The 23,339-nt window shown below is 66.7% G+C and carries 20 protein-coding genes; 9 read left to right on the forward strand and 11 right to left on the reverse strand.

All coding sequences use genetic code 11. The features are described 5' to 3' along the window. Nucleotides 1-93: 93 nt before the first annotated feature. Nucleotides 94-300 carry a hypothetical protein gene (locus tag AC0QC4_RS10465; protein ID WP_483659838.1) on the reverse strand — a complete coding sequence of 69 codons (207 nt, stop codon included), beginning with the start codon at nt 298-300 and terminating at the stop codon, nt 94-96. Nucleotides 301-325: 25 nt separating this feature from the next. Continuing rightward, nucleotides 326-1,441 carry an alanine dehydrogenase gene (gene ald / locus AC0QC4_RS10470; protein WP_483659839.1) on the reverse strand — a complete coding sequence of 372 codons (1,116 nt, stop codon included), beginning with the start codon at nt 1,439-1,441 and terminating at the stop codon, nt 326-328. Nucleotides 1,442-1,636: 195 nt separating this feature from the next. On the opposite strand from ald, the gene AC0QC4_RS10475 reads away from it, so the two are divergent. From AC0QC4_RS10475 to AC0QC4_RS10490, 4 genes are all read left to right on the forward strand, one after another. Continuing rightward, entirely contained in the window at nt 1,637-2,995 is a 1,359-nt protein-coding gene (locus tag AC0QC4_RS10475) for a methyl-accepting chemotaxis protein (RefSeq protein ID WP_483659840.1), read from the forward strand. A gap of 84 nt (nt 2,996-3,079) precedes the next feature. Further along, nucleotides 3,080-3,781 (forward strand): SDR family NAD(P)-dependent oxidoreductase, encoded by a 702-nt coding sequence (locus tag AC0QC4_RS10480; protein WP_483659841.1) that lies wholly within the window; start codon nt 3,080-3,082, stop codon nt 3,779-3,781. Beyond that, nucleotides 3,771-4,700 carry a subclass B3 metallo-beta-lactamase gene (gene bla / locus AC0QC4_RS10485; protein WP_483659842.1) on the forward strand — a complete coding sequence of 310 codons (930 nt, stop codon included), beginning with the start codon at nt 3,771-3,773 and terminating at the stop codon, nt 4,698-4,700. The genes AC0QC4_RS10480 and bla overlap by 11 nt, the downstream gene beginning before the upstream one ends. Continuing rightward, nucleotides 4,697-5,674, forward strand: a complete 978-nt coding sequence (locus AC0QC4_RS10490; RefSeq protein ID WP_483659843.1) for a 50S ribosomal protein L11 methyltransferase — start codon at nt 4,697-4,699, stop codon at nt 5,672-5,674. Before bla ends, AC0QC4_RS10490 begins: the two co-directional genes overlap by 4 nt. Before the next feature lie 165 nt (nt 5,675-5,839). On the opposite strand, the gene phhA is transcribed toward AC0QC4_RS10490, so the two are convergent. Next, nucleotides 5,840-6,718 carry a phenylalanine 4-monooxygenase gene (gene phhA / locus AC0QC4_RS10495; protein ID WP_483659844.1) on the reverse strand — a complete coding sequence of 293 codons (879 nt, stop codon included), beginning with the start codon at nt 6,716-6,718 and terminating at the stop codon, nt 5,840-5,842. Between the two features lie 171 nt (nt 6,719-6,889). On the opposite strand from phhA, the gene yfiR reads away from it, so the two are divergent. Genes yfiR through yfiB form a run of 3 tightly spaced genes read left to right on the forward strand, consistent with a single transcriptional unit; the run spans nt 6,890 to nt 9,140 of the window. Beyond that, a complete protein-coding gene (gene yfiR / locus AC0QC4_RS10500; RefSeq protein ID WP_483659845.1) occupies nt 6,890-7,417 on the forward strand; it encodes a regulatory sequestration protein YfiR in 528 nt (175 codons plus the stop codon). Next, nucleotides 7,414-8,622, forward strand: a complete 1,209-nt coding sequence (gene dgcN / locus AC0QC4_RS10505) for a diguanylate cyclase DgcN/YfiN (protein ID WP_483659846.1) — start codon at nt 7,414-7,416, stop codon at nt 8,620-8,622. Before yfiR ends, dgcN begins: the two co-directional genes overlap by 4 nt. 20 nt (nt 8,623-8,642) lie before the next feature. Beyond that, a complete protein-coding gene (gene yfiB, locus AC0QC4_RS10510) occupies nt 8,643-9,140 on the forward strand; it encodes an outer membrane lipoprotein YfiB (RefSeq protein ID WP_483659847.1) in 498 nt (165 codons plus the stop codon). Here yfiB and AC0QC4_RS10515 read toward each other — a convergent pair. The 7 genes from AC0QC4_RS10515 to AC0QC4_RS10545 form a co-directional block, all read right to left on the reverse strand. Then, complete coding sequence (locus AC0QC4_RS10515) at nt 9,121-10,353, reverse strand: RNA polymerase sigma factor (protein WP_483659848.1); 1,233 nt, start codon at nt 10,351-10,353, stop codon at nt 9,121-9,123. The genes yfiB and AC0QC4_RS10515 overlap by 20 nt on opposite strands. A gap of 78 nt (nt 10,354-10,431) precedes the next feature. Then, the gene (locus tag AC0QC4_RS10520; protein ID WP_483659849.1) at nt 10,432-10,788 is read right to left on the reverse strand and encodes a YciI family protein; all 357 of its coding nucleotides are present in this window, start codon (nt 10,786-10,788) and stop codon (nt 10,432-10,434) included. A 212-nt stretch (nt 10,789-11,000) separates the two neighbouring features. Continuing rightward, nucleotides 11,001-13,043 carry an NAD-dependent DNA ligase LigA gene (ligA, locus tag AC0QC4_RS10525; RefSeq protein WP_483659850.1) on the reverse strand — a complete coding sequence of 681 codons (2,043 nt, stop codon included), beginning with the start codon at nt 13,041-13,043 and terminating at the stop codon, nt 11,001-11,003. Then, a complete protein-coding gene (recN, locus tag AC0QC4_RS10530; protein ID WP_483659851.1) occupies nt 13,043-14,707 on the reverse strand; it encodes a DNA repair protein RecN in 1,665 nt (554 codons plus the stop codon). Before recN ends, ligA begins: the two co-directional genes overlap by 1 nt. A gap of 107 nt (nt 14,708-14,814) precedes the next feature. Beyond that, nucleotides 14,815-15,603, reverse strand: coding sequence for an outer membrane protein assembly factor BamD (locus AC0QC4_RS10535; RefSeq protein WP_483659852.1), 789 nt, complete (start codon nt 15,601-15,603; stop codon nt 14,815-14,817). Nucleotides 15,604-15,670: 67 nt separating this feature from the next. Continuing rightward, on the reverse strand, nt 15,671-16,594 hold the full coding sequence (gene ubiA / locus AC0QC4_RS10540; protein ID WP_483659853.1) for a 4-hydroxybenzoate octaprenyltransferase: 924 nt from the start codon (nt 16,592-16,594) through the stop codon (nt 15,671-15,673). A 48-nt stretch (nt 16,595-16,642) separates the two neighbouring features. After that, nucleotides 16,643-17,695 (reverse strand): TIGR03032 family protein, encoded by a 1,053-nt coding sequence (locus AC0QC4_RS10545; RefSeq protein ID WP_483659854.1) that lies wholly within the window; start codon nt 17,693-17,695, stop codon nt 16,643-16,645. A 192-nt stretch (nt 17,696-17,887) separates the two neighbouring features. On the opposite strand from AC0QC4_RS10545, the gene AC0QC4_RS10550 reads away from it, so the two are divergent. After that, a complete protein-coding gene (locus tag AC0QC4_RS10550) occupies nt 17,888-20,719 on the forward strand; it encodes a beta strand repeat-containing protein (RefSeq protein WP_483659855.1) in 2,832 nt (943 codons plus the stop codon). Nucleotides 20,720-20,756: 37 nt separating this feature from the next. Beyond that, complete coding sequence (locus AC0QC4_RS10555; RefSeq protein WP_483659856.1) at nt 20,757-22,520, forward strand: calcium-binding protein; 1,764 nt, start codon at nt 20,757-20,759, stop codon at nt 22,518-22,520. A gap of 57 nt (nt 22,521-22,577) precedes the next feature. On the opposite strand, the gene AC0QC4_RS10560 is transcribed toward AC0QC4_RS10555, so the two are convergent. Then, a complete protein-coding gene (locus AC0QC4_RS10560) occupies nt 22,578-23,192 on the reverse strand; it encodes a trimeric intracellular cation channel family protein (RefSeq protein ID WP_483659901.1) in 615 nt (204 codons plus the stop codon). Nucleotides 23,193-23,339 lie beyond the last annotated feature (147 nt).

The raw sequence follows: 23,339 nt of genomic DNA on the forward strand, positions 1-23,339 counted from the left end.
CCCCCTGCCCCCGCTGGCGACGTGCTTTACCGCAAAGCCGGGGCGATGCAACCGCTTGACTCGGGCTTCAGCCGGTCAGGCGACGGCCTTGGCTCATGACTTGTTTCGATTAGCGTAAAGCAGGGCTGCGGCGAGTGCCGCCGAGCCAATGCCCGCCGCCGCAGCAGCGGTTTTCCAGCCGAAGCGATGCTTGCCATCGGCCGTGCTGCCGGCCTGCTTGGCGGCGCGGGTTTCGCGCAGCACTTCATTTTCCTCGGCAGGCGTGTCGGTTTCGGGCTTCTGGTCGGGGGTATCGGTCATGTCACTCTCTTTGGCTGGGGGGCCTTCAGGCCAGTGCCTCCGCAAGCGCTACATAGGGCAGGCCGAGCGCGTCCGCCACCGGGGCGCAGGTGATTTTTCCCTGCCACACGTTAAGCCCGTCGGCGAGATGCGGATCGCGGCGCAATGCCTCCTGCCAGCCGAGATCGGCGATGCGCAACGCGTGGGGCAGCGTCACATTGTTGAGCGCATAGGTGCTCGTGCGCGCCACCGCGCCGGGCATGTTGGCGACGCAATAATGGACAATGCCGTCGACCACATAGGTCGGCTCCGAGTGGGTCGTTGCATGGCTGGTCTCGAAACAGCCGCCCTGATCGATGGCGACATCGACCAGCACCGATCCTGGTTGCATGGTGGCGAGCATGTCGCGGGTGACGAGATGCGGGGCAGCAGCGCCGGGGATCAGCACCGCGCCAATCACCAGGTCCGCCTGCGCGACGCATTCGGCCAGATTGGCCTTGTTGGAAAAGCGGGTCTTGGCGCGCGATTCGAAATGGATGCCGAGCCGTTCGAGCACTTCGGGATCGCGATCGAGGATGGTCACGTCCGCGCCGAGCCCTACCGCCATCTGCGCCGCGTTGAAACCGACCACGCCGCCACCGATCACACATACCTTGCCCGGCGCGACGCCTGGCACGCCGCCCAGCAGCACGCCGCGCCCGCCATGCGCCTTTTCGAGCGCGGTGGCGCCCGCCTGGATGCTCATGCGGCCGGCAACCTGGCTCATCGGCTTGAGCAGGGGCAGTCCGCCCTGGCGGCCGGTTACCGTCTCATAGGCAATGCCGATCACGCCGCTCTCCAGCAAATCCGCGGTCTGCTCGGGATCGGGAGCGAGGTGGAGATAGGTGTAGAGGATCTGGCCGGCGCGCAGCATCGCCCGTTCGCCTGCCTGCGGCTCCTTGACCTTCACAACCATTTCAGCGGCCTCGAAGATGGTTGCGGCATCGCCGACCACTTCGGCGCCAGCGGCGCGGTAGTGATCGTCGCTTGCACCGATGCCCAGCCCGGCCCCGCTTTCGACCAGCACCTGGTGACCATGCGCGACCAGTTCGCGGGCGCTCTCTGGGGTCAGTCCGACCCGATATTCGTGATTCTTGATTTCGCGGGGGCAGCCGATGCGCATGGGTCGTCTCTCCTGATCGCGTCCGGCCGAACCTCGCACGGCTGGCGCGCATGGGCTTTGTAATAATATTTCCTCTGAGCGATGCAAAGTTGCCGCGAACGTAAAGCGACTTTGGGCGCACTTACAGGCTGTTAACCAAAGCCGCTTATCGATGCTTCATTGCTCCATCCATCAGTGTCAGGAGCTGGAGGACACATGCCGAGCCGGACTCTCGCCAATCTCGCCTTTTCCGACGTGCCGCCGGTGCCGGTGGCTGACAAGCTGGGCGTCTTCGATGCCGACGGCACGCTGACGGCGCGCGCGCAAGCCATCGCCGATCTGTTCGCAGGCCGCGAGGATGATCTGACCCGCGCCTTCTGGTCGGTCTATAACCAGCGGGTCGGCCGGGCGCAGCGCGTCACCGGCGGCGCTCTGGAAAAAGCGGTGCTCGAAGGCCGCCGCTACATCCACGCCAAGTTCCAGCGCCCGACCGATCAGGAATGGGGAACGATCTGCTGCCTCTATGCATGGCGCGCGGTGTCCGCCGGGCTCGACATCGGCACGGTCATCGCCTGCCTCGGCGCGTCGAACAGCCTCGCCGTCGAACTCGCGCACAAGGCGCACAGCGATGACCTCTCCGCGACCACCGAACTGATGCAGTCGATCATGCTGATGGCCTCGTTCGAAGCGGATATCCTGCACAGCTACAAGCAGAAGCTCGACAGCCACGTCATGCGGCGCGAGCGCGCCGAGCTGGCAGGGCAGTTCGAGAATACCGTCGCGCATGACATGCTCGGTGCATCCGCAGTCGGCGCGCAGCTTGGCGGGCAGACCAGCACCGTCGCAGTCGCCGCGCGCAGCATGCTGGGCAAGGCCAGTGAAGTCGCTGCCGCTGCCGAGCAATCGGCGCTGGCAATGCGCGAAGCCGCCCGCACCGCGGCCGGCCTCATCCGCGCCATCGACACCACCCGGCAGGAGGTCGAGAACGCCTCTGCCATCGCCGACAAGGCCAGCGAACAGGCGGGAGCCGCGCTCGACATCTCGATGGCGCTGTCGAGCCATGCCGAAACCATCGAATCGATCCTCGGCCTGATCCGCGACGTTGCCGGGCAGACCAATCTGCTAGCACTCAACGCTACCATCGAGGCCGCCCGTGCCGGCGATGCCGGGCGCGGCTTTGCCGTGGTGGCGCAGGAGGTCAAAAGCCTCGCCAACCAGACCGCGCGTGCCACCGACGATATCGCCAGCAAGATTGCCGCGATCCAGTCGGCGACGCGCACCACCGTTGCTGCCAACAGCTCGATCCGGGCGACCGTGGAGGAGGTCAAGGCGTTCGCCAGCCGCATCCGCGATTCGATGGACACGCAGGCGCAGACTGTCACCACCATTACCGCCGCGGTCGACGAAACTGCGCTCGCCGCCGACTCGATGTCGGGCACCATCGCGTCGATCCGCGAGGACACCGACAAGGTGGTGAGCGAGATCGGCGCGCTGGAAAGCGGTTTCGCCAGCATCAACGAAAGCTTTGCCAAGCTCAGCAAGTCGGCGAGCGAGTTCACGCGCAAGGTGGCGTAACCCAGCTACCCTCTCCCGCTTGCGGGAGAGGGATATGTGCGCTCTGCCCTTTCGGCCGCCGTCCGGCCGCGCTAACGCGGGGGCATGACCAACATCCTCCTCACCGGTGCCAGCCGCGGCATCGGCGCCGCCATTCTGGCCGCTTTCGAAGCGCGCGGCTGCCGCGTCGCATCCTTCTCCAGCAGGGATGGCGATCTGGCCGACGCCGCCAGCGCGCCCCGCCTCTGGCAGTCCGCGCTCGGCCAGCTCGACGGCCGGGTCGACGTGCTCGTCAACAACGCCGGCTTGTTCGAAGCGACGCCGATCGACAGCAGTGACGCGGACTGGCTGGCGGGCTGGCACCGCACGATGGATATAAACCTGACCAGCGCGGCGCAGCTCTCCCGCCTCGCCGTGCTGCATTTCCTTGTCCGTAGAGGCGCGACGGGCAGCGCAGGGCGTATCGTCAACATCGCCAGCCGCGCGGCGCATCGCGGCGACAGTCCGGCGCACTGGCATTATGCGGCGGCCAAGGCCGGCATGGTGGCGATGACCAAGACCATTGCGCGAGGCTATGCCAAGGACGGCGTACTTGCCTTCGCCATCTGCCCCGGCTTCACCATGACCGGCATGGCGGAAGACTATCTGGCGAGCCGCGGCGGCGACAAGCTGCTTGCCGATATTCCGCTCGGGCGGGTGGCGATGCCGGATGAAATCGCGACAATGGCCGCCTTCTGCGCGCTCGACGCTCCGCCATCGATGACCGGCGCGGTGCTCGATGCCAACGGGGCCAGCTATGTCCGGTAGAGAGTGCCTGACGCTTGTCCTGGCGGCAATGGCGATGGGCTGTGCGCCCGTTTCGTCCTCGGCGCCTTCCGATCAAGCCGCTCTCCAACCCACCGACGCCCGCGTCGCAGGTACCGCGCTCGCCACGGCCTGCCAGGGCCGGGACGGTTGGAGCGACGCCGCGCCGCCCGCGCGAATCTTCGGCAACACCTATTACGTCGGCACCTGCGGCATCGCCGTGCTGCTGGTCACCTCGCCGGATGGGCATGTGCTGATCGATGGGGCGACCGCCGAGGCGGTTCCGTCGATCCTCGCCAACATCCGCGCGCTCGGTTTCGATCCGCGCGACGTCCGCACCATCATCGGCAGCCATGAGCATCTCGACCATATGGGCGGGTTCGCGGCGCTGAAGGCGGCAACTGGCGCAGACATACTGGTCAGTGCCGCTGCGCGCCCGGTGCTCGAGACCGGGCAGACCGCGCCGGACGATCCACAGGCCGGGCTGCTGCCACCGATGACTCCCGTCGCTGTCTCGGACCGGAACATCGAGGACGGCCAGCCGCGGCAGGTCAACGCGCGTCTGCAATTCACCCCGGTGCTGACCCCCGGCCACACCAGCGGCGGCACCAGCTGGACGTGGCGCTCGTGCGAAGGGACCAATTGCGCCACCTTCGCCTATGTCGACAGCCTCACCGCCGTGTCGCGCGACGATTACCGCTTCACCGATCACCCCGAGCGGGTGGCGCCATTCCGCACCACCTTCAGCCGCGTTTCGCGCATGCCCTGCGACATATTGGTGACGCCGCACCCCGGCTTTTCCAACCTGTTCCAGCGGATGAGCGGGACCGAGCCGCTTATCGACCGCGACGCCTGCCGCAGGCTCGTCCATGCAATGCGCGCCCGACTCGAGACCCGGCTGGCGGGGGAGACAAGCGAATGACCGAAAGCTGGACCGTCGCCCTGCCCTGCAACCGCGCGCAGGCAGAGGCGCTGACCGGAGACCATCCGGGCCTCGCGCTGATCGAGCCGATGCCGGTTCTGGTCGCATCCGAAGAGGATGAGGATGCCGATCGCTGGCGGATCGATGCCTATTTCGAGGGGCGTCCGCCCAAGGCGGCGGTGCAGGCGCTCGGGCGGCTGCTCGGCATCAGCGCGGCACGTCTGCCCAGGGCCGAGCGGTTGCCGCCACAGGATTGGGTAACGCTCAGCCAGCAGGGGCTGGAACCGGTCCGCGCCGGGCGTTTCCATGTCCATACCGCCGCCGACACGCCCGAAGATGCGCCGGGCGTGGTCAGCTTCCGCATCGACGCGGGGCAGGCGTTCGGCACCGGCCATCATGCAACGACTGCCGGCTGCCTTGCGGCGCTCGACGGGCTGGCGGTGGCGGGCAAGCGCTTTGCCAATATCGCGGACATCGGCACCGGCACCGGGCTGCTGGCCTTTGCCGCGATGCATGTGTGGCCGCGGGCAACCGCCATCGCCTCGGACATCGACCCGGTCAGCGTGCGGGTTTCGGCAGAAAATGCCGCGGAAAATGGCGTGCCGCTCGGCACCCGGCGGGGCGAGCTCGCGCTGGTTGTCGCCGATGGCACGGCGCACCCGGCGATCGGTGCCCGCGCGCCCTACGATCTCCTCATCGCCAACATCCTCGCCGGACCGCTGATCGCGCTCGCCCCCTCGCTGGCTGCCATCGCCGCGCCGGGGGGCAGGCTGATCCTGGCCGGATTGCTGGGAAAGCAGCGCGAAGCGGTGGTGCGCGCCTATCGCCGCGCCGGGTGGCGACTGGTCGATGACGGCGGTGACGCGGAATGGCCGGTGCTGCAGCTCAGCCTGCGCCATCGGCACGGCTGGCGCAGGCCGGTACGCGCCAGCGGCAGCGCCGGTCAGCCGCCGGGCGATTTCGGAAGCTGGTGACTGGCGGTCCTATCGGTCCAGATGGGACCGTTGGACGCTGTCCAGCAGGGTTGAATCAAATCCGCAGCCCTTAGCGTGTCGAAGGGCGTTCCGCGGATAAGCGCCCTTCGCCAAGCTCAGGACTACGGTCTTGGTTGAACATGGCCGTAAAGGCACCGATAGACGTCAGACCGGACCGCTTTTGGCATCGGCATAGGCCTGCGTGCCGCGCGTGAGCACCGCGTCGCCGGGCAGGATCTCGGCCACAGCAATGTCCGGCAGCGTCTCCAGCCGCGTATAGAGGGGGGCGAAGTCGGTCTCGACTGTGGTTCGCAGCAATTGCTCGTAACTGTCGATGACGAAATAATTCTGCTGATAATCATCGATCCGGTACTCGGTGCGCATGATGCGTTCGAGGTCAAAGCCGATGCGGTTGGGGCTTGGGTCGTCGAGCGCGAAGATGCTCTCGCCATAACTCGAGACGATGCCCGCGCCGTAGATGCGCAACCCGCCCTTCTCCCGCACCAGCCCGAACTCGACGGTGTACCAGTAGAGCCGCGCCAGCTTGTGCAGCGCGCCAAATGTCAGGCTCCTGAGGCCCCCCTTGCCATAGGCCTGCATGTAATCGGCGAACACCGGATCGGCGAGCATCGGAACATGGCCGAACACGTCGTGAAAGACGTCGGGTTCCTGCAGATAGTCGAGCTGGTCGGCACGGCGGATGAAATTGCCCGAGACGAAACGGCGGTTGGCGAGATGATCGAAGAAGACGTCGTCCGGGACGAGCCCGGGCACCGCCACCACCTGCCACCCCGTCGCCGCCATCAGCCGCTGGTTGAGTTCGGCAAAGTCGGGAATGCCGGGCTTTTCGAGGCGCAGCACATCGATGCCGCGCAGAAAGGCATCGGACGCCCTGTCCGGCAGCATTGCCGACTGGCGGGCGAACAGCCGGTCCCACACCGCATGCTCCTCGGCACTGAACCGCTCCCAGTCTTGTGGGATGGTCCAGTCGGGCGCGGCACCCGGCGGCGGGGACTCATGGATGTGCGTGGCTTCGGAAGACATGCCCCAGTCTAGCGCCACGCTGGTTGCAACTGCAACCATGGCGGTGCGGAACCTGACCCCTGCACCTTCGGGTCACGGTTGACAGACCGGTCTCCCGCTATAGGGACAGCGTCATTACCGATGTGACATTATGACGTCAGTCGGATGCTGTGGGGGAATGGACGCACGGTGGTGGCTTTGCCCGCCCTGATCGCAATGGCGCTGGCTTCGGTGCATCCGCTCGCCGCGCAGACAGAGGTGCCGCCTGGCGCCGATGGTCCGGCGCTGGCGGCGGCAGACATCGTGTCCGGTATCCTTGCCTATACCCGCTGGCCCGACAATGGCGGCCCGGTGGTGCTGTGCGTCGCGGGGCAGTCGCGCCTGTCGCAACAATTGTCCGACCGGCGGCTGCCGAGCGGCCGGGCCTTGATCGTCACCCGCCGCAGCCCGTCTTCACTGCCGGGCAGCGGGTGTGACGCCATCTTTCTCGCGGCGCTCGCGCGCCCCGAGCAGGAGCGCATCGCCCGCTCTGCGAGCGGGGCGGCGATTGTCACCATTACCGACAATGACCCCGAGTGCAGCAGCGGCCTGATGGCCTGTCTCAGGCTGGTACGCGGCGGCATGACGTTCGATCTCAGCCTCGACGCGGTGTCGCGCAGCGGGGTACGGATCGACCCCAGGGTGCTGATGCTTGCCGATCGCGGGAGCGGCCGGCCATGAGCGCGCCCGCCACCATACCCATGCAGGCCGCGCTCAACCGCGCGCTCGCCGCAGTCGCGGTGCTGGCCATCGTCGCCTCGCTGCTGGCAGTGCTCACCACCGGCACCGTATTGCTGCGCGATTACGCGCGGCAAAATCTGGAGCTGATCGGTCGGCAGGCGGCTTACACCGTCGAAGTGGCAGTGGTGTTCAATGATCGGCGCGCTGTCGGCGAAGCACTGCAGCCGCTGATCGCCAATGAGGAGTTGAGCGCTGTCACCGTGCGCAATGCGGAGGGGCAGACACTCTACACCCACGCCTGCGGGGATGCCTGCACCGCCGGCAATGCGCTCGGCCAATGGCTGCGTCCACCGCCGGTGACGGTGCCCATCCGCACCACCGGGTCGCGCATCGGCGATATCACGGTCGAGCAGCCGACCCGCGGCATCGGCACCCTGCTGTTCGCCAGCCTGATCGGCGCGGTGCTGGCACTGGTGCTGGCCTCGCTCGCCACACGGCTGGTCGGCCGGCGCCTGCAGAAGCAGATCATCGCCCCGCTGCAGCAGATCGCAGAGGCCGCGCACGGCGTGCGCAACGAGCGCAGTTTCGCGCGCCGCGCACCGCATGCAACGATCAGTGAAGTCGACGGCCTTTCGAGGGATTTCAATGCCCTGCTCGACGAGCTTCAGGACTGGCAGCAGCAAGTGGCGCAAGCCCACCAGACGCTGGTGCAGCGCGCCAACTATGACCCGCTGTCGGGCCTTTCCAACCGCGCCAGCTTCATCGAACATGTCCGCGACACCATTCGCGCCAGCCAGCGCACCGGAGATCGGTTCGCCATTCTCTACATGGACGGTGACGGCTTCAAGGATGTCAACGACCGGCACGGCCATGCCGCCGGCGATACCGCCATCGCGCAGATTGCGGCCCGCATCGAGCCGATCCTGCGCGTCGGCGATGTCGCCTCGCGCATCGGCGGGGACGAATTCGCGGTGCTGATCCATCATCTCGATGACGAAGGCGATGCCCGCGCGGTCGCCGACCGTATCTGCGAGGCGATGCAGCAGCCGATTAGCGTCACCGATGGCGCGGAGATGACCATCGGGCTCAGCGTCGGAATCGCCATCTATCCCGAGCATGGCACCGAGGTGGACGCGCTGATGCGCCACGCCGATGCCGCCATGTATGCCGTGAAGAGCCGCACGCGGCCAGTCGACCCGGCGTGATCTACAGGAGGAATTGACCGATGCAGACATTCTCTGCCCGCGGCTGGCGCGGGATGCTGCTGCTCGTCTTCGGCGCACTGCTGCTGGCCGGTTGCCAGACGATGAGCAACGGCTTCACCCGCTCGCAGGAGGCGCTGTTGCGCGCCGAAGGGTTCGTCCAGACCGCCGAGGGCTGGGAATTGTCGATTGCCGACCGGCTGCTGTTCGATCTCGACAGCGCCGAGGTTAAGCCGGCGATGCAAGCGACGATCGGGCGGGTGGCGGCCGGTCTGCAACGGGTCGGCATCGATCGTGCCCGGGTCGAAGGGCATACCGATGCCTCGGGCACGCCGGCCTATAATGCGCGTCTGTCCGAACAGCGTGCGACGGCGGTCGCTGCGGTCATGCAGGGGCATGGCTTTGCCGCCGACCGGCTGGCGCTGCGCGGCTGGGGAGAGACCCGCCCCATCGCCGACAATGGCAGCGACGCCGGTCGCGCCCAGAACCGGCGGGTAGTGATCATCGTGACAGCGCGTTGACGCGAGCCTCGAGATAGCGCGCCTCGGCAGGCGGCGGCATCAGCGCCAGCGCCTGCCGATAGGCAGCGATCGCCGCTGCTGCATCGCCACTCTCCGCAAGCAGATACGCGCGGGCGCTGAACCATGGGCGGTGGTGCGCCACGGCCGCCAGTGCAATCGCATCGAGCGCCGCAAGACCTGCCTCCGCGCCAGACAGCCTTGCCACCGCCAGCGCCCGGGCCGTCGCCACCGCCGGGCCAGGGCGCAGGGCCATTAGAAGGTCGTACAGGCGCAGGATCGCCGCCCAGTCCACCCTGCCCTCCGGCTTGCGGCGGGCGTGGGTAAGGTGGATGGCGGCCATAATCTGGCGCGGACCGCTTCCACCCAGTTCAGCAGCACGACGAATCAGCGCGTGTGCGCGGACTATGGCGGCATCGTCCCACAGGCCGACATCCTGCTGCGACAGCGGCACCATCATGCCCTCGGCATCGACGCGCGCGGCGCGCCGCGATTCACCGAGCTCGATCAGCGCGGCCAAGCCGAGAACCTCGGCATCCTCCGGGATCAGTTCGACCAGTAACAGCGCCAGCCGCCGCACTTCCGGCGCCAGGTCGGCGTCGAGCGCAGCCGCGCCATCCTGATAGGCTATGGCATAACCCAGCTCGAGCGTGGCCAGCACGGCCTCCATCCGCTCGGGCCACAGCCGGCGTTCGGGCGTGTCGAAGGGAATTCCGGCGTCGCGGATCTTCGCCTTCGCGCGCGTCAGCCGCTGGTAGAGCGTCGGCGTCGGCACCAGAAATCCGGCGGCCAACCGTTCCATCGGCACGCCGATGATGGTGCGCAGCGCGAGCGCGATGCGGATGTCAGGCGCAATCGCCGGATGGCTGCAGGTGAAGATCAGCCGCAGCCGGTCGTCGGGAATCGCATCGGGAAAAGCGAGGATATCGGCCATGTCGACATCGCTTTCGATGAGCGGCGCGAGGCCGGCCAGCGCCTCGGCATGGCGCGCTGCTTTACGCGCGCCATCGAGCAGGCGGCGGCGCGCCGCGACATAGAGCCAGCCGGGGACGTTAGCGGGGCGATACTCGGAGGGGAGCGCGATCAACGCCGCGCACGCCTCGGCAAAACCGTCTTCGGCGACATCGAGATCACGGAACTGCGCCGCCAATGCGGCAATCACGCGCGGCCGGGCAGCGGTGATGGCGTGGGCGAGGCTTATCGGTTCTGCTGTCATTGCGAGCGAGGCGCGGCAATCCAGTGCGGCGCTACCCAATGCTGGATTGCCGCGCTTCGCTCGCAATGACGCGCCATGTCAGCCCTGCATCTGCCAAACCGGCCGGACCTCGATCGAGCCCTTGCCGGGCACCGGAATGCGCTTGGCCCAATCCAGAGCGGCGTCGAGATCGGCGACATCGATGATGTAGAAGCCGCCCAGTTCCTCGTGCGTCTCTGCAAAGGGCCCGTCATGGAGGCTGTGGCTGCCATTGTCCCAGCGGATGGTGGTGGCGGTCGATGCAGGCTTCAGCCGCTCGCCCGAAAAGGGCACGCCCGCAGCGATCAGCGCTTCGGCGAGCGCGGTGTGCTTGGCGATCGTATCGGCCATGACGGCCCCGCCGTTGGGCCCTGCGTAAGCGGATTCATCCTCGTGGATCATAAGCATATATTGCATCGTCACTATCCTTGCGGTTCCGGCACCGGTCCATCCTGCGCCTCACCCCTGAGACGCACGAGCCGGGTCGGATTCGACAGCAGCCGGAATTTATTCGAGGCGGGACGTAAACAACAGGCGTCAATGCGAGCGTAGCGATGCAATCCGGAGCGTCTCTGCGTTGCCCTGGCTTGCTTCAATGCGTTCCCGATGACAGCGATGACCGTTCAAATTCAACTGTTTGCGACGATTTCCGCCCAGCCCGCCTCATCGACCACTTGAATCCCCAATTCACTCGCCTTCTTGAGCTTGGAGCCCGCGCCCGGGCCTGCCACCACCAGATCGGTCTGCGCGCTGACCGAGCCGGCGGCACGGGCGCCCAGTGCCTCGGCCTGCGCCTTGGCCTCGTCGCGGCTCATCGTCTCGAGCTTGCCAGTAAAGACGATGGCCTTGCCGCTCCATGCGGTCTGGCGAGCGTTGGACACATAGGGCGGCGGCGCGACTTCGGAGAGGAGATCGTCCCAAAGGTCGCGATTGTGCGGCTCATGGAAGAAGTCGCCGAGCGCCTCGACCACGGCCGGCCCGATGCCGTCGATGGCGGTAAGGCGGCTCAGCGCATCCGTATCCTCGCCTTGCGCAGCCTCTACCGTTTCGCGCAGCGCCTCGAGCGTACCGAACGCCTTCAGCAGATCGCGCGCCGTCACTGCCCCGACGTGACGGATGCCGAGACCGAACAGCAGGCGGGCTGCATCGGGCGCACGCTTGGCGTCGATGGCGGCGAAGAGATTGTCGACCGACTTTTCCTTCCAGCCCTCCTTGCCGAGCAGCTCTGCATGATGCCGGTGGAGGCGGAAAATGTCGCCGGGGCGTTCGAGCCAGCCATAGCCCAGAAATTCGGCGATGCTCTTCTCGCCCAGCCCCTCGATGTCGAGCGCGCCCCGGCTGACGAAGTGGCGCAACCGTTCGAAGCGCTGCGCGGGGCAGATCAGGCCGCCAGTGCAGCGCACATCAACCTCGCCTTCTTCCGCCACTGCCTCGCTGCCGCATTCGGGACAGAGATCGGGAAAGACGAAAGGCTCCCGCGCCTCTTCCCTCGTCAGATTGTCGACGACCTGCGGGATGACATCGCCAGCCCTTTGAACCACGACCCGGTCGCCGGGGCGCACGCCGAGCCGGGCGATTTCGTCGCGGTTGTGCAGCGTGACATTGGAGACGATCACCCCGCCGACGCCGACCGGCGTCAGCCGCCCGACCGGGGTCAGCTTGCCGGTGCGGCCGACCTGAATGTCGATCGCCTCGAGCGTCGTCGTTGCACGCTCGGCAGCGAATTTATGGGCGATCGCCCAGCGCGGCGCCTTGGCGACGAAGCCGAGGCGCTGTTGCCAGTCGAGCCGGTCGACCTTGTAGACCACCCCGTCGATGTCGAACGGCAGGTCGGCGCGTTGCGCCTCAATCTCCGCATAATGGGCCAGCGCCTCCTCTGCCCCGACCGCGCAGACCAGCAGGTCCGACACCGGCACACCCCAACCGGCTATGGCCTGCATCACGCCATATTGCGTGTCCGCCGGCAGGGCGGAAGCCTCGCCCCAGCCATGCGCGAGAAAGCGCAGCGGCCGTGCGGCGGTAACCGAAGCATCCTTCTGCCGCAGCGATCCTGCGGCGGCGTTGCGCGGGTTGGCGAACAGCTTTCCGCCGGACGCGGCCTGCCTTTCATTGAGCACCGCGAAATCCGCCTTGCTCATGTAGATTTCGCCGCGGATTTCGAAGACATCGGGCACGTCCCCGCTCAGCCGCTGCGGCACATCTGCTATCGTCCGCACATTGGCGGTAACATCTTCGCCCACGCTGCCATCGCCGCGCGTCGCCGCCTGCACCAGCACGCCTTGCTCATAGCGCAGCGAGCAGGACAAGCCGTCGATCTTGGGTTCGGCCGTCAGCACCACCGGCGCATCGTCGGCAAGCGCCAGAAAGCGGCGGACGCGCGCGACGAATTCCTCCATCTCGTCGCCGGAAAAGGCGTTGTCCAGGCTCAGCATCGGCCGCGCATGCGGTATCTTCGCCAGCGCGCTGGTGGTGGGGGCTCCGACCTGCTTCGACGGGCTGTCGGCGCGCACCAGATGCGGATAGGCGGCTTCGAGCGCAGCATTTTCCCGCACCAGCGCGTCATAGTCGGCGTCGCTGATCTCCGGCGCGTCCTGATCATGATACAGCCGGTTGTGCCGCGCGATCTCCTTGGCGAGGCGCATCAGGCGGTTGGCCGCTTCGGCATCGGTCATCAAAACACCTCCAGCAACCGTTCCGCCTGCGCCCGCGCCTCGTCGGTGATATCCGCGCCCGAAAGCATCCGCGCAATCTCCTCGCGCCGCTCGGCGTCGTCCAGGCTGCGCACGCCGGTGCGCGCCACGGTGCCGTCGCTCGACTTGGCGATCAGATAATGCTGCGTCCCGCGCGCGGCGACCTGCGGCGAGTGGGTCACGACGAGAAGCTGCCGGGTGGCGGAAAGGCGGGACAGGCGCTCGCCGATCGCGCTTGCCACCGCGCCGCCGACGCCCCGGTCGATCTCGTCGAAAATGATCGTCTCGGCCCCGCCGACTTCGGCAAGGCTGACCTTGAGCGCCAGCAGGAAGCGTGAAAGTTCGCCGCCCGAGGCGATCTTGATCAGCGGCGCAAAGGGCGCGCCGGGATTGGTCGCGATCAGGAACTCGACGCGATCCGCCCCATGGCGGCCCCACTGCTCGGGCTCGAGCGGATCGACCGCGGTGCGGAACCGGGCCGCATCGAGCTTCAACGGCGCAAGCTCGCTGGCAACGGCAGCATCGAGCCGCGCCGCAGCCTCCACGCGGCCCGCGTGCAACTGCATCGCCGCATCGCGGTAGGCAGCCTCGGCCGCGCGTGCGGCGTCCTCCAGCGCGGCCAGCCCTTCCTCCCCGGCATCGAGCGCTGCGCGACGGGCTGAAAGCTCCGCGAGCAGATCAGCCAGGGCATCTGGCTCGACACGGTGCTTGCGCGCCGCACCGCGCAGATCGAACAGGCGCGTCTCGATCCGGTCGAGGTCGGCAGGGTCGTGCCGCAAGGCCTCCGCCGCCCGCTCCAGCGCACTCTCGCCCTCGCCTGCCTCGATCAGCGCGCGGTCGAAGGCCGCCAGCGCCTCGGCAAACAGCGCATGCTCGACGGCGAGCCGGTCGAGCCGGCGGGTTGCCGCACGCAACTGCGCCAGCGCGCCGTCCGATCCGCCCAACAGCTTGTCGACCGCGGCCATCTCCTCGGAGAGCCGCGCACCCTTCTGCATGGCGGCGCGATGCTCCGCCAACTGCTGCTCCTCCCCCGGCTCCGGCGCCAGCGCCGCCAGTTCCGCGATGCTGTGGTCGAGCCAGTCGCGCTCGGAGGCATCGGTGGCAAGCCGCGCTCTGGCATCAGCAAGCGCGGCCTGCGCCTGCTGCCAGGCGCCATGCGCATGCGCGACCGGGGCGGTGTCGAGCCGCCCGAAGGCGTCGAGCAGCGCCCGGTGGCCACGCGGGTTGATCAACCCGCGTTCATCATGCTGGCCGTGGATTTCGACCAGCGTCGCCCCCAGATCGCGCAGCAGCGCGGCACTGGCGGGCTGATCGGCCACGAAGCCGCGACTGCCGCCATCGCGCTTGACCTCGCGGCGGATGGCCAGCGGCTCGCCAGGCTCGATCTCGATCCCTGCCTCATCGAGCAGCGCCAACGCAGGATGAGCGGGCGGCAGCGCATCGAAGGTCGCGGCCACCCGGGCACGGTCGCTGCCATGGCGCACCAGCCCGCTATCGGCGCGCACCCCCAGCGCCAGCCCGAGCGCGTCGAGCAGGATCGATTTGCCGGCCCCCGTCTCGCCGGTGAGCACGCCCAGCCCTTGCCGGAAATCGAGGTCGAGCGCCTCGATCAGCACGACGTCGCGGATGGCAAGCGTGGTCAGCATGGGGTAGCCATGCCGATGCTATAGTTGGAGAACGGGAAGGGAACAATCATGCCCTCACCCTTACCCGCTTGCCCTAGGGTAAAGACCCAAGGCCTGTCGAAGGACTGTCAGTTGGTCGCCCCGATCTGGCTCGGCGCTTCCTCGCCCAGCAGGCGGTAGGCGCGCTCATACCATTCGGAACCCGGATAGTTGCGGCCCAGTACGGCGGCGGCACGACGCGCCTCGTCCGGAACACCGAGCGCGAGATAGGATTCGGTCAGGCGATACAGCGCCTCGGGCGCGTGGCTGGTGGTCTGATACTGGTCGACCACCTCGCGAAAACGCAGCGTCGCCGCCAGCCAGCGCGAGCTGCGCTGATAGAAACGGCCGATCTCCATTTCCTTGCCGGCGAGATGGTCGGCGACCAGATCTAGCTTCAGACGGGCGTCCGCGGCATATTCGGTATCGGGGTAGCGGCGCACCAGTTCGGTCAGCGCATCGCGTGCCTGGCCGGTGATGCGCTGGTCGCGGGTCACATCGCTGATCTGGTCGTAATAGTTCAGCGCAATCAGATAATAGGCATAGGGCGCATCGCGATTTCCGGGGTGCAGCTGCAGGAAGCGCTGCGCGGCGGCGATGGATTCGGTGTGCTGCGCGGCGGCATAATAGTTGAAGGCACTCATCAGCTGCGCCCGGCGCGCCCAGGGCGAATAGGGGTGCTGGCGTTCGACCTCGTCGAACAGCGCGCCGGCCAGCTTATACTGGCCCGAATCCATCCGGCTCTTGGCCGCACCGTAGAGCGTGTTGACGTCGCGCGCGACATAGCGGGTATCGCGCGGCCCGCCGCCGCCAGCGCAGGCAGTCAGCAGGGTGGCGGGCAGGACGACGGCGGCAACAGCCTTGAGAGCGCGGTTCATGGAGCGCCGTATAGCCAGCCCTTGTCTGAACGCCAAGCGAACAGATGCATGCCGCACGCGCTTTGCGTCAGGCGGTGCTGCCCACGGTCGCACAGGCCAGAAACAGCAGCAGGCCCGTCGTGCGATTGGCGCGGAACCGGGCGAGCGCATTGCGGCCATCGGCGGCGTCCAGCGTCAGCGCCTGCCAGGCAAGGTGCAGCGCGGCGGGCAGTAGCGCGACGAGCGCCAGCGGGTCGGGGCGGACCAGCCACAGCGCCGCGCCCCAACCGGCCACGGCCAGCGCGTAGAACAGGGCGACCCCGGGGCGGATTGCCTTGCCCAAAGCCCGCGCGCTCGACCGGATGCCTACCATGGCGTCGTCTTCCATGTCCTGCACCGCATAGATGGTGTCATAGCCGATCACCCAGGCGATGCAGCCCGCATAGAGCGCGGCGAGCGGCCACAGCCGCGCGCCTTCGTCCACAGCGACCCAGCCGACCAGCGCACCCCAGCTGAACACCAGGCCCAGCCACGCCTGCGGCCACCAAGTGATGCGCTTCATGAAGGGATAGGCGGCAACCAGCGCGACGCTGCCCAGCGCGACGAGCTGCGCCAATCTCGGCAGTTGCAGCAGCACGACGAGGCCGATGCCGCACAGCGCGACCAGCCAGATCCACGCCGCCCGCAGGCTGACCGCGCCACTCGCCAGCGGGCGCGACGCCGTGCGCGCGACCTGTGCATCGAGGTCGCGATCGACAATATCGTTATAGACGCACCCTGCCCCGCGCATGGCAATGGCGCCAACCAACATCCAGACGATGAGCGCCCACTGGGTCAGCAATCCCCCCGCAAGCGCCACCCCGGCTGCGCAAGGCCAGAACAACAGCCACCAGCCGATCGGCCGGTCGAAGCGGGCGAGTAGCGCAAAAGGCCGCGACGCGGCGGGCAACAGGCGAAGCAGGCCTGCGGTCTGGGTATCGGGGAGCGGAGCACTGGTCACGCGCCGCTGCATAGCCTTGGCGCGCGGCGCGGTCGATGCCCCCCGGTGCCGCCGCAGCCGTCAGGCGTCGATGGCGATCACGTGTTTGATGGCATCGCCCTTGAAGCCGGTCGCCATCGGCTGGCGCAGTCCGGGCAGCGCGACCACGTCGAACAGCTCGCGCACCACGCCTTCGATGCGCACCCAGTGCGCCATGTCGCCGGTGGTCAGGTCGATCACGGCAAGCCCGCAGCGCGCATCGGCGTCCCGCGCCTTCAACGCCTCGTCGAGCGGCAGACCGGAGAAGGTGCGGTTCTCGCGCGGCAGCGACAAGCCGACCACGGCATGATTGCCGATGAACGCAAGCCCGCGCGCGAAACCGGGCACGAAGGCGACGGGTGTGAAGCGGCCGCTGGCCACATCGATGGTGCCGAGCTCGCCCGTGCCCGAATTGAGCAGCCACAATTGGCCGTTATGCAACCGCGGGCTGTGCGGCATCGACAGGCCGGTGGCGACGATGGCCCCGCTCAGCGCATCGATGACGATGCCGCCATCGGCGCGCCGGTCTCGCCAGCCATCGGCGATGTCCGATCGCGACACCGCGGTGGCATAGCGCGCAACGCCATCGGTCACCGCCATGCCGTTGAGATGGCAGCGGTCTTCGGCGGCGAGCCGCGAGATGAACGGCGGGTTCCACAACGGCCGAAAGCTGAACCCGTCGCTGACCGTGGCGATGCAATTGAACAATGTGTTGACGAACAACGGCTGGCCCGCGGCATCAAAGCCGATGTCGTGCACGTCGATATCGCCGGTGATCCAGGTCTGGTGCGGGGCAAAATGGCCATCGGTGCCATCGTCCATCGGCGCGTTTCCGGCCATCACATTGTCGAACCGCACGATCTGATATTCGGACGCCACCAGCAGCGAGCGGGCGTCACCCGACACGCCGATGCCCATGCAGCGCGCCAGCGTGCGCTCGAAGACGCTGAGCTTGCCGTCGGCCTTGGTGCCCAGGAAAAACAGCTTCCCCGCCTGATAGGTGGAAAAGGCAAGGCTGCCCCCGCTGCTGGCAAGCCAGGACGGAAAATGGCGCGAGGTCGAAAGCGCGAAGACTTCGGTCGGCTGGTCGGTCATTGCGCTGCTGTTGCGCATTCGCGCGCCCTTGTAAATCGGCGCAGACGTGCTGCCATCGCTACAGTGGCGCAACGATTTGCTTGTTTCGCGCTCGAAACCGCGTAACGCTGGGCCCGCGTTTCCTGTCTCGGGCTGACGCGACCATCAAGCACCGCTTCCAGCATGCGGTTGCTCGCTTGCAAGGGGAACAGCATGGCCGTCCAGACGATAGATCTCAGCATCCTGACGCCCGGCGATGGCTTCATTGTCCAAGGCGACCTGGCCTCCGATACGGCAGGAAGCAGCGTTTCGAACGCTGGCGACGTCAATGGCGACGGGATCGACGATTTCATCATCGGCGCGCGCAGCGTCAACGGCACCCAGACGGACACAGGGGCGGCCTATGTCATCTTCGGTAGAGCAGGCGCTACGCGGCCGAACATCGATCTGTCCACGCTGGCTGCAACCGACGGCTTCAGCATAAGAGGCAACGGCAACTTCGACTATGCTGGCGTCAGCGTTTCTGCCGCAGGGGACATCAATGGCGACGGCATCGACGATCTGATAATCGGTGCATCGGGCGGCGGTGGCCCTGGCGGATTCTCCAATCCGGGACGCGCCTATGTCATCTTCGGCCAGGCGGGCGCAACACGGGCCAACATCAATTTGGCGTCGCTGGCCTCAAGCGACGGCTTCACCATCACCGGCGGTGCCGAAAGCGACCGCGCTGGCTACAGCGTCTCCGATGCAGGAGACGTCAATGGCGATGGCATCGACGACTTCATCGTCGGTGTCTTCGGGCTCGACACAGGCGGCTATGGCGCCGGCGGGGCCTATGTCATCTATGGCAAGACCGGCGCAACGCGGGCCAGCATCAATCTTGCCAGCCTGCCGGCGAGCGACGGCTTCCTGATCCAAGGCGATGCGGCAGGCGATCAGGCCGGGCGCAGCGTGTCTGCGGCGGGAGACGTCAACGGTGACGGCATCGACGACCTGATCGTCGGTGCACGCTTCGGCGACGATGGCGGTAGCGACGCCGGTGAGGCCTATGTCATCTTCGGACAAGCCGGAGCTACCCGCGCCACCGTCGATCTGACTGGCCTGAGCGGAACCGACGGTTTCGTCATCATTGGCGATGCAGCAAACGACCTGGCCGGGCGGTTCGTGGCGAATGCCGGAGACGTCAACGGCGACGGGATCGACGATCTGCTGGTGTCGTCGCCTTATGGTGACGATGGCGGGTCCAACGCGGGCGAAGTCTATGTCATCTTCGGCAAAAGCGGCACAACGCGGACCAACATCGACCTGACCAATCTCGCGGCAACGGACGGCTTCATCATCCAAGGCGATGCAGCGGGCGACCAGCTAAGCGCGGCAGCAGCGGCTGGCGATGTCAATGGCGACGGTATCGGTGACATCATAGTCGGCGCGTCGCTAAGCGATACTGGCGGGATCAACGCGGGCGCCGCCTATGTCATCTTCGGACGCTCAGGGGCGACCCGGCCAAACATCGACCTGACCAATCTGACGACCACCGACGGGCTGATCATCCAGGGCGATGTAGCGGGCGACGTCGCCGGAGCCAGTGTATCGGGCGCGGGCGATATCAACGGCGACGGCATCGACGATCTGCTGATAGGCGCGCCCTATGGCGACAATGGCGGGAGCAGCGCCGGAGAAGCCTATATCATATTCGGGAGACGCAGTTTCAGCCCGATCGTGGGGACCACCGGTGATGATGTGCTGAACGGCACCGGCGGCGCGGATGTGATCAATGCCGATGCCGGGAATGATCGGCTGAACGGAGGGGCTGGCATCGATGAACTGAATGGCGGTGCGGGCGATGACATCATCGACGGCGGCGCAGACGCGGACACCATGCGCGGTGGCACCGGCAATGACGTCTACATCGTCGGGCTGGACGATGTGGTGATCGAGGCGGCGAACGAAGGCATCGACAGGGTCGAGGTCGAAATCGACGACTATGCGCTCGGCGACAATATCGAGAATTACGAATATACCGGCGAAGGCGAAGCCAACGCCACCGGCAACGCGCTTGCCAACATCATGGTCGGAGCCGGCATGAACGATACGCTCAATGGCGGCGACGGTGACGACACTCTGGCGGGTGAGGCGGGCGACGACACGCTCAACGGCGGCAATGGCAATGACCGGCTGGTCGGCGGCACCGGCTTCGACACGATGAATGGCGGGGCGGGCAATGACACGCTCGTCCTTGACCAGGGCAATACGCAGGGCGGTGGCCCGTTCGACATTGTCACAGGCGGCGACGGCATCGACACGTTGGTGATCGATACTGGCAGCGAAAATGTCGGTATCGGCCCGCTCCTCCCGTTCATCCTCGCCGCCGATATCGAGATCGTTCAGGTCGTTTCCGCTCAGAACGTCGGCATCAGGCTCAACGCGCTCGACAATCTGATGGGTGGCGGCGCCAACTATGATTTCGTCGATGGCGGCGCGGGCAACGACACCCTCTATGGGCGCGGCGGTGACGATGGTCTTTTTGGCGGAGATGGAATCGACCGGCTGTTCGGAGAGGCCGGATCAGATAATATCGACGGCGGTGCGGGCAATGACCTGCTCTATGGCGGGACCGATGCCGACCGGATGCATGGGGGCGCTGGCAACGACACCATCTATGGCGAAGCCGGCGACGACATGCTGCTGGGCGATGCGGGCACCGACCAGCTGTTCGGCGGGCTGGGCGCGGACATATTCGAGTTCACCAGCGTCGCCGACAGCAGCGCCAGCGCCTCCACTGCCGACCGCATCCGCGACTTCAGCCAGGCGCAGGGTGACCGCATCGACCTCAGGCAAATCGATGCTGATGGCGCGCTGGGCGGCAACGATGCCTTCAGCTTCATCGGCACAGCGGCATTCGGCAACGTCGCGGGACAGTTGCGAGCCGTGGTCACCTCCGGCAACACCTTCATCCAGGGCGACGTCAACGGCGACGGTGTGGCGGACTTCGTCATCCGCGTCGATGGCGTGCACACGCTGACGGCGGCGGATTTCCTGCTGTAGCTATAGAATCGACAGAATCCAGTTTCGGGGAGACACAATGGCAATATTCAATGGCACGCCTGGCGATGACGATATCGATGGCACGGCTGACGACGATACGATCTCCGATGGCGGTGGTGGCAGCGACGGCATCTTTGGCCTGGACGGTAATGATGTCATCACTACCACGGGTGGCTTGGACTTCATCGACGGTGGCAACGGGACCGACCGGCTGATCATCGATCTCGGCCTTTTCTCCCAGCTTACATTGGGCCTAACGTCAGCGACCATAGATGCGGCGGGCCTGCAATTCTTCAACATCGAGAATTTCACTGTGCGCTCCGGCAACGGAAACGACCGGGTAACGCTGGGTGCCGGAAACCACGATATTGCGGTCAGGAATGGCGATGATCTGGTCAGCCTGCTGTCCGGTTCGATCACTGCCGACGGCGGCGCCGGATCGGACACGATCAGCTTTCAGCGGGCGACTGGCGCCGTCACGCTCAACCTCGCCACAGGCGCGATCACATCCACCGTGCTGACCGGCAGCGCGATCAATTTCGAGCTGGCGACCGGCTCGGCGTTCGCCGATCGCTTCACTGCGGCATCGACGACCAGCTCGCTGGACGGCGGCGGCGGCGACGATATTCTCGACACGGCGGCACGCGCGGGCGCGATCAGCCTCGCCGGGCAAGATGGCAATGATGTCTTCATCGTGCGCAGCGCCGCGACCGCGACCATAAGCGGCGGCAATGGTACCGACCGGGTAGAGACCGATCTGGCAAGCTTCACCCTGCCCGGCGATGTCGAAAATCTCGAATATTTCGGCAGTGCCGCGTTCAACGGCACCGGCAACGCCCTGGCCAACAGCATTGTCGGCGGGGCGTCGGGCGATACGCTCTCGGGTCTCGACGGCGACGACACCCTCGGCGGCGAAGCGGGCAGCGACACGCTGAACGGCGGCAACGGCAATGACCGGTTGATCGGCGGCACCGGCAGCGACACGCTGAACGGCGGCACCGGCGATGACATCCTCGTCGTCGATCAGACCGGCGATGTCGCCAATGGCGGCGACGGCAATGACACGCTGCAGATCATGGCGGGCACCAACAGCTTCGGCCTTAGCGGCATCCTCCCCTATGTGATCGCTGCCGATATCGAGACGGTGCAGGTGCTGTCCGCCAACGACGTCGGCATCCGGCTAAATGCGCTCGACAACCTGATGGGCGGCAGCGGCGGCGAGGATTTCGTCTTTGCCGGAGCGGGCAATGACACGGTGTACGGGCGCGGCGGCGTCGATACCCTCTTCGGTGAAGATGGCAATGACAAGCTGTTCGGTGAGGCGGGGAGCGACCGGCTGGAAGGCGGCAACGGCAATGACCTGCTCTATGGCGGTGCGGACAATGACGGGCTGCTCGGCGGTGTCGGCAACGACACGCTCTATGGCGAAGCGGGCATCGACACGCTGATCGGCGGCACTGGAGCGGACCAGCTGTTCGGCGGGCTGGGTGCCGACACCTTCCTGTTCCAGACAGGTGACACGGGCACAACCATTGCCACTGCCGACCGTATCCGCGACTTTGCACAGTCTCAGGGAGACCGCATCGATCTTTCTGCCATCGACGCGGTGACCGGGGGCACCGACAATGCGTTCAACTTCATCGGCACGGCTGCCTTCGGCAACGTCGCAGGCCAGTTGCGCTACGAGGTCGTGTCGGGCGAGACGCGGATCACCGGTGACATCAACGGCGACGGCGTCGCCGATTTCCTGATCCGCATCGATGGGGTGCATGCGCTGGGTGCCGGGGACTTCGTCCTGTAGCGGATGAAGTTTCCCTGCGCTGAGGCCGGAACAAGCAACGGATGCGGGTATCGGCGTTCAGCGCCGGTAACCGGGCAGTGCCAGACCCCGCACGATCGCCGCCGCGCGCAGACCGAACCCGGCCAGCGCGGCGACGAACGCGGCTAGCGGCCACCACAGGCCGAGCGCCAGCAATCCTGCGAACAGCCCGGCGCTCAGCGCTGCAGCGGTGACGTAGATTTCCGGTCGCAGGATGATCGAGGGCTGCCCCGCCAGCACGTCGCGCAAAATGCCGCCTACGCAGGCAGTGATGACGCCCATCATCGCCGCCGGGATCGGCCCGATGCCGTAGGACAGCGCCTTGGCGGTTCCGAACACCGCGTATGCAGCGAGGCCGATTGCGTCGAACCAGTCGAGGGCCCCGTATCTGCCATCTGCGCCGGACCACAGGCGCTCGGGCGTCAGCCAGACCAGCAAGGCGCTGCCAAGGCAGGTCAAGGGCACCCAGTCGGCATGCACCCAGAACACCGGCGCGCCGATCAAGAGATCGCGGATCGTGCCGCCACCGACCCCGGTCATCAGCGCGAAGAAGGCAAAGGTGACCAGCGTCTGCTTCGCCCGCGCCGCCGCAAGCGCGCCGGACAGCGCAAACACGGCGATGCCTGCGACGTCGAGCAGCGGCAGCGTTTCCATGGCTATGGAAGCGGCGCGGGTGAGCGCATCGACGGCTTCGGGGGTCAGCGACATGTCTGCCCTTTGCCGCCCGCCATGGTCAAAGTCGAGCGATCAGCGCCAGGGGACGACGAGCGATATTGCCCCTTGCCGTGCCAGCGCCCATAT

This window comes from Sphingomonas sp. jy18 (genome assembly GCF_056931895.1).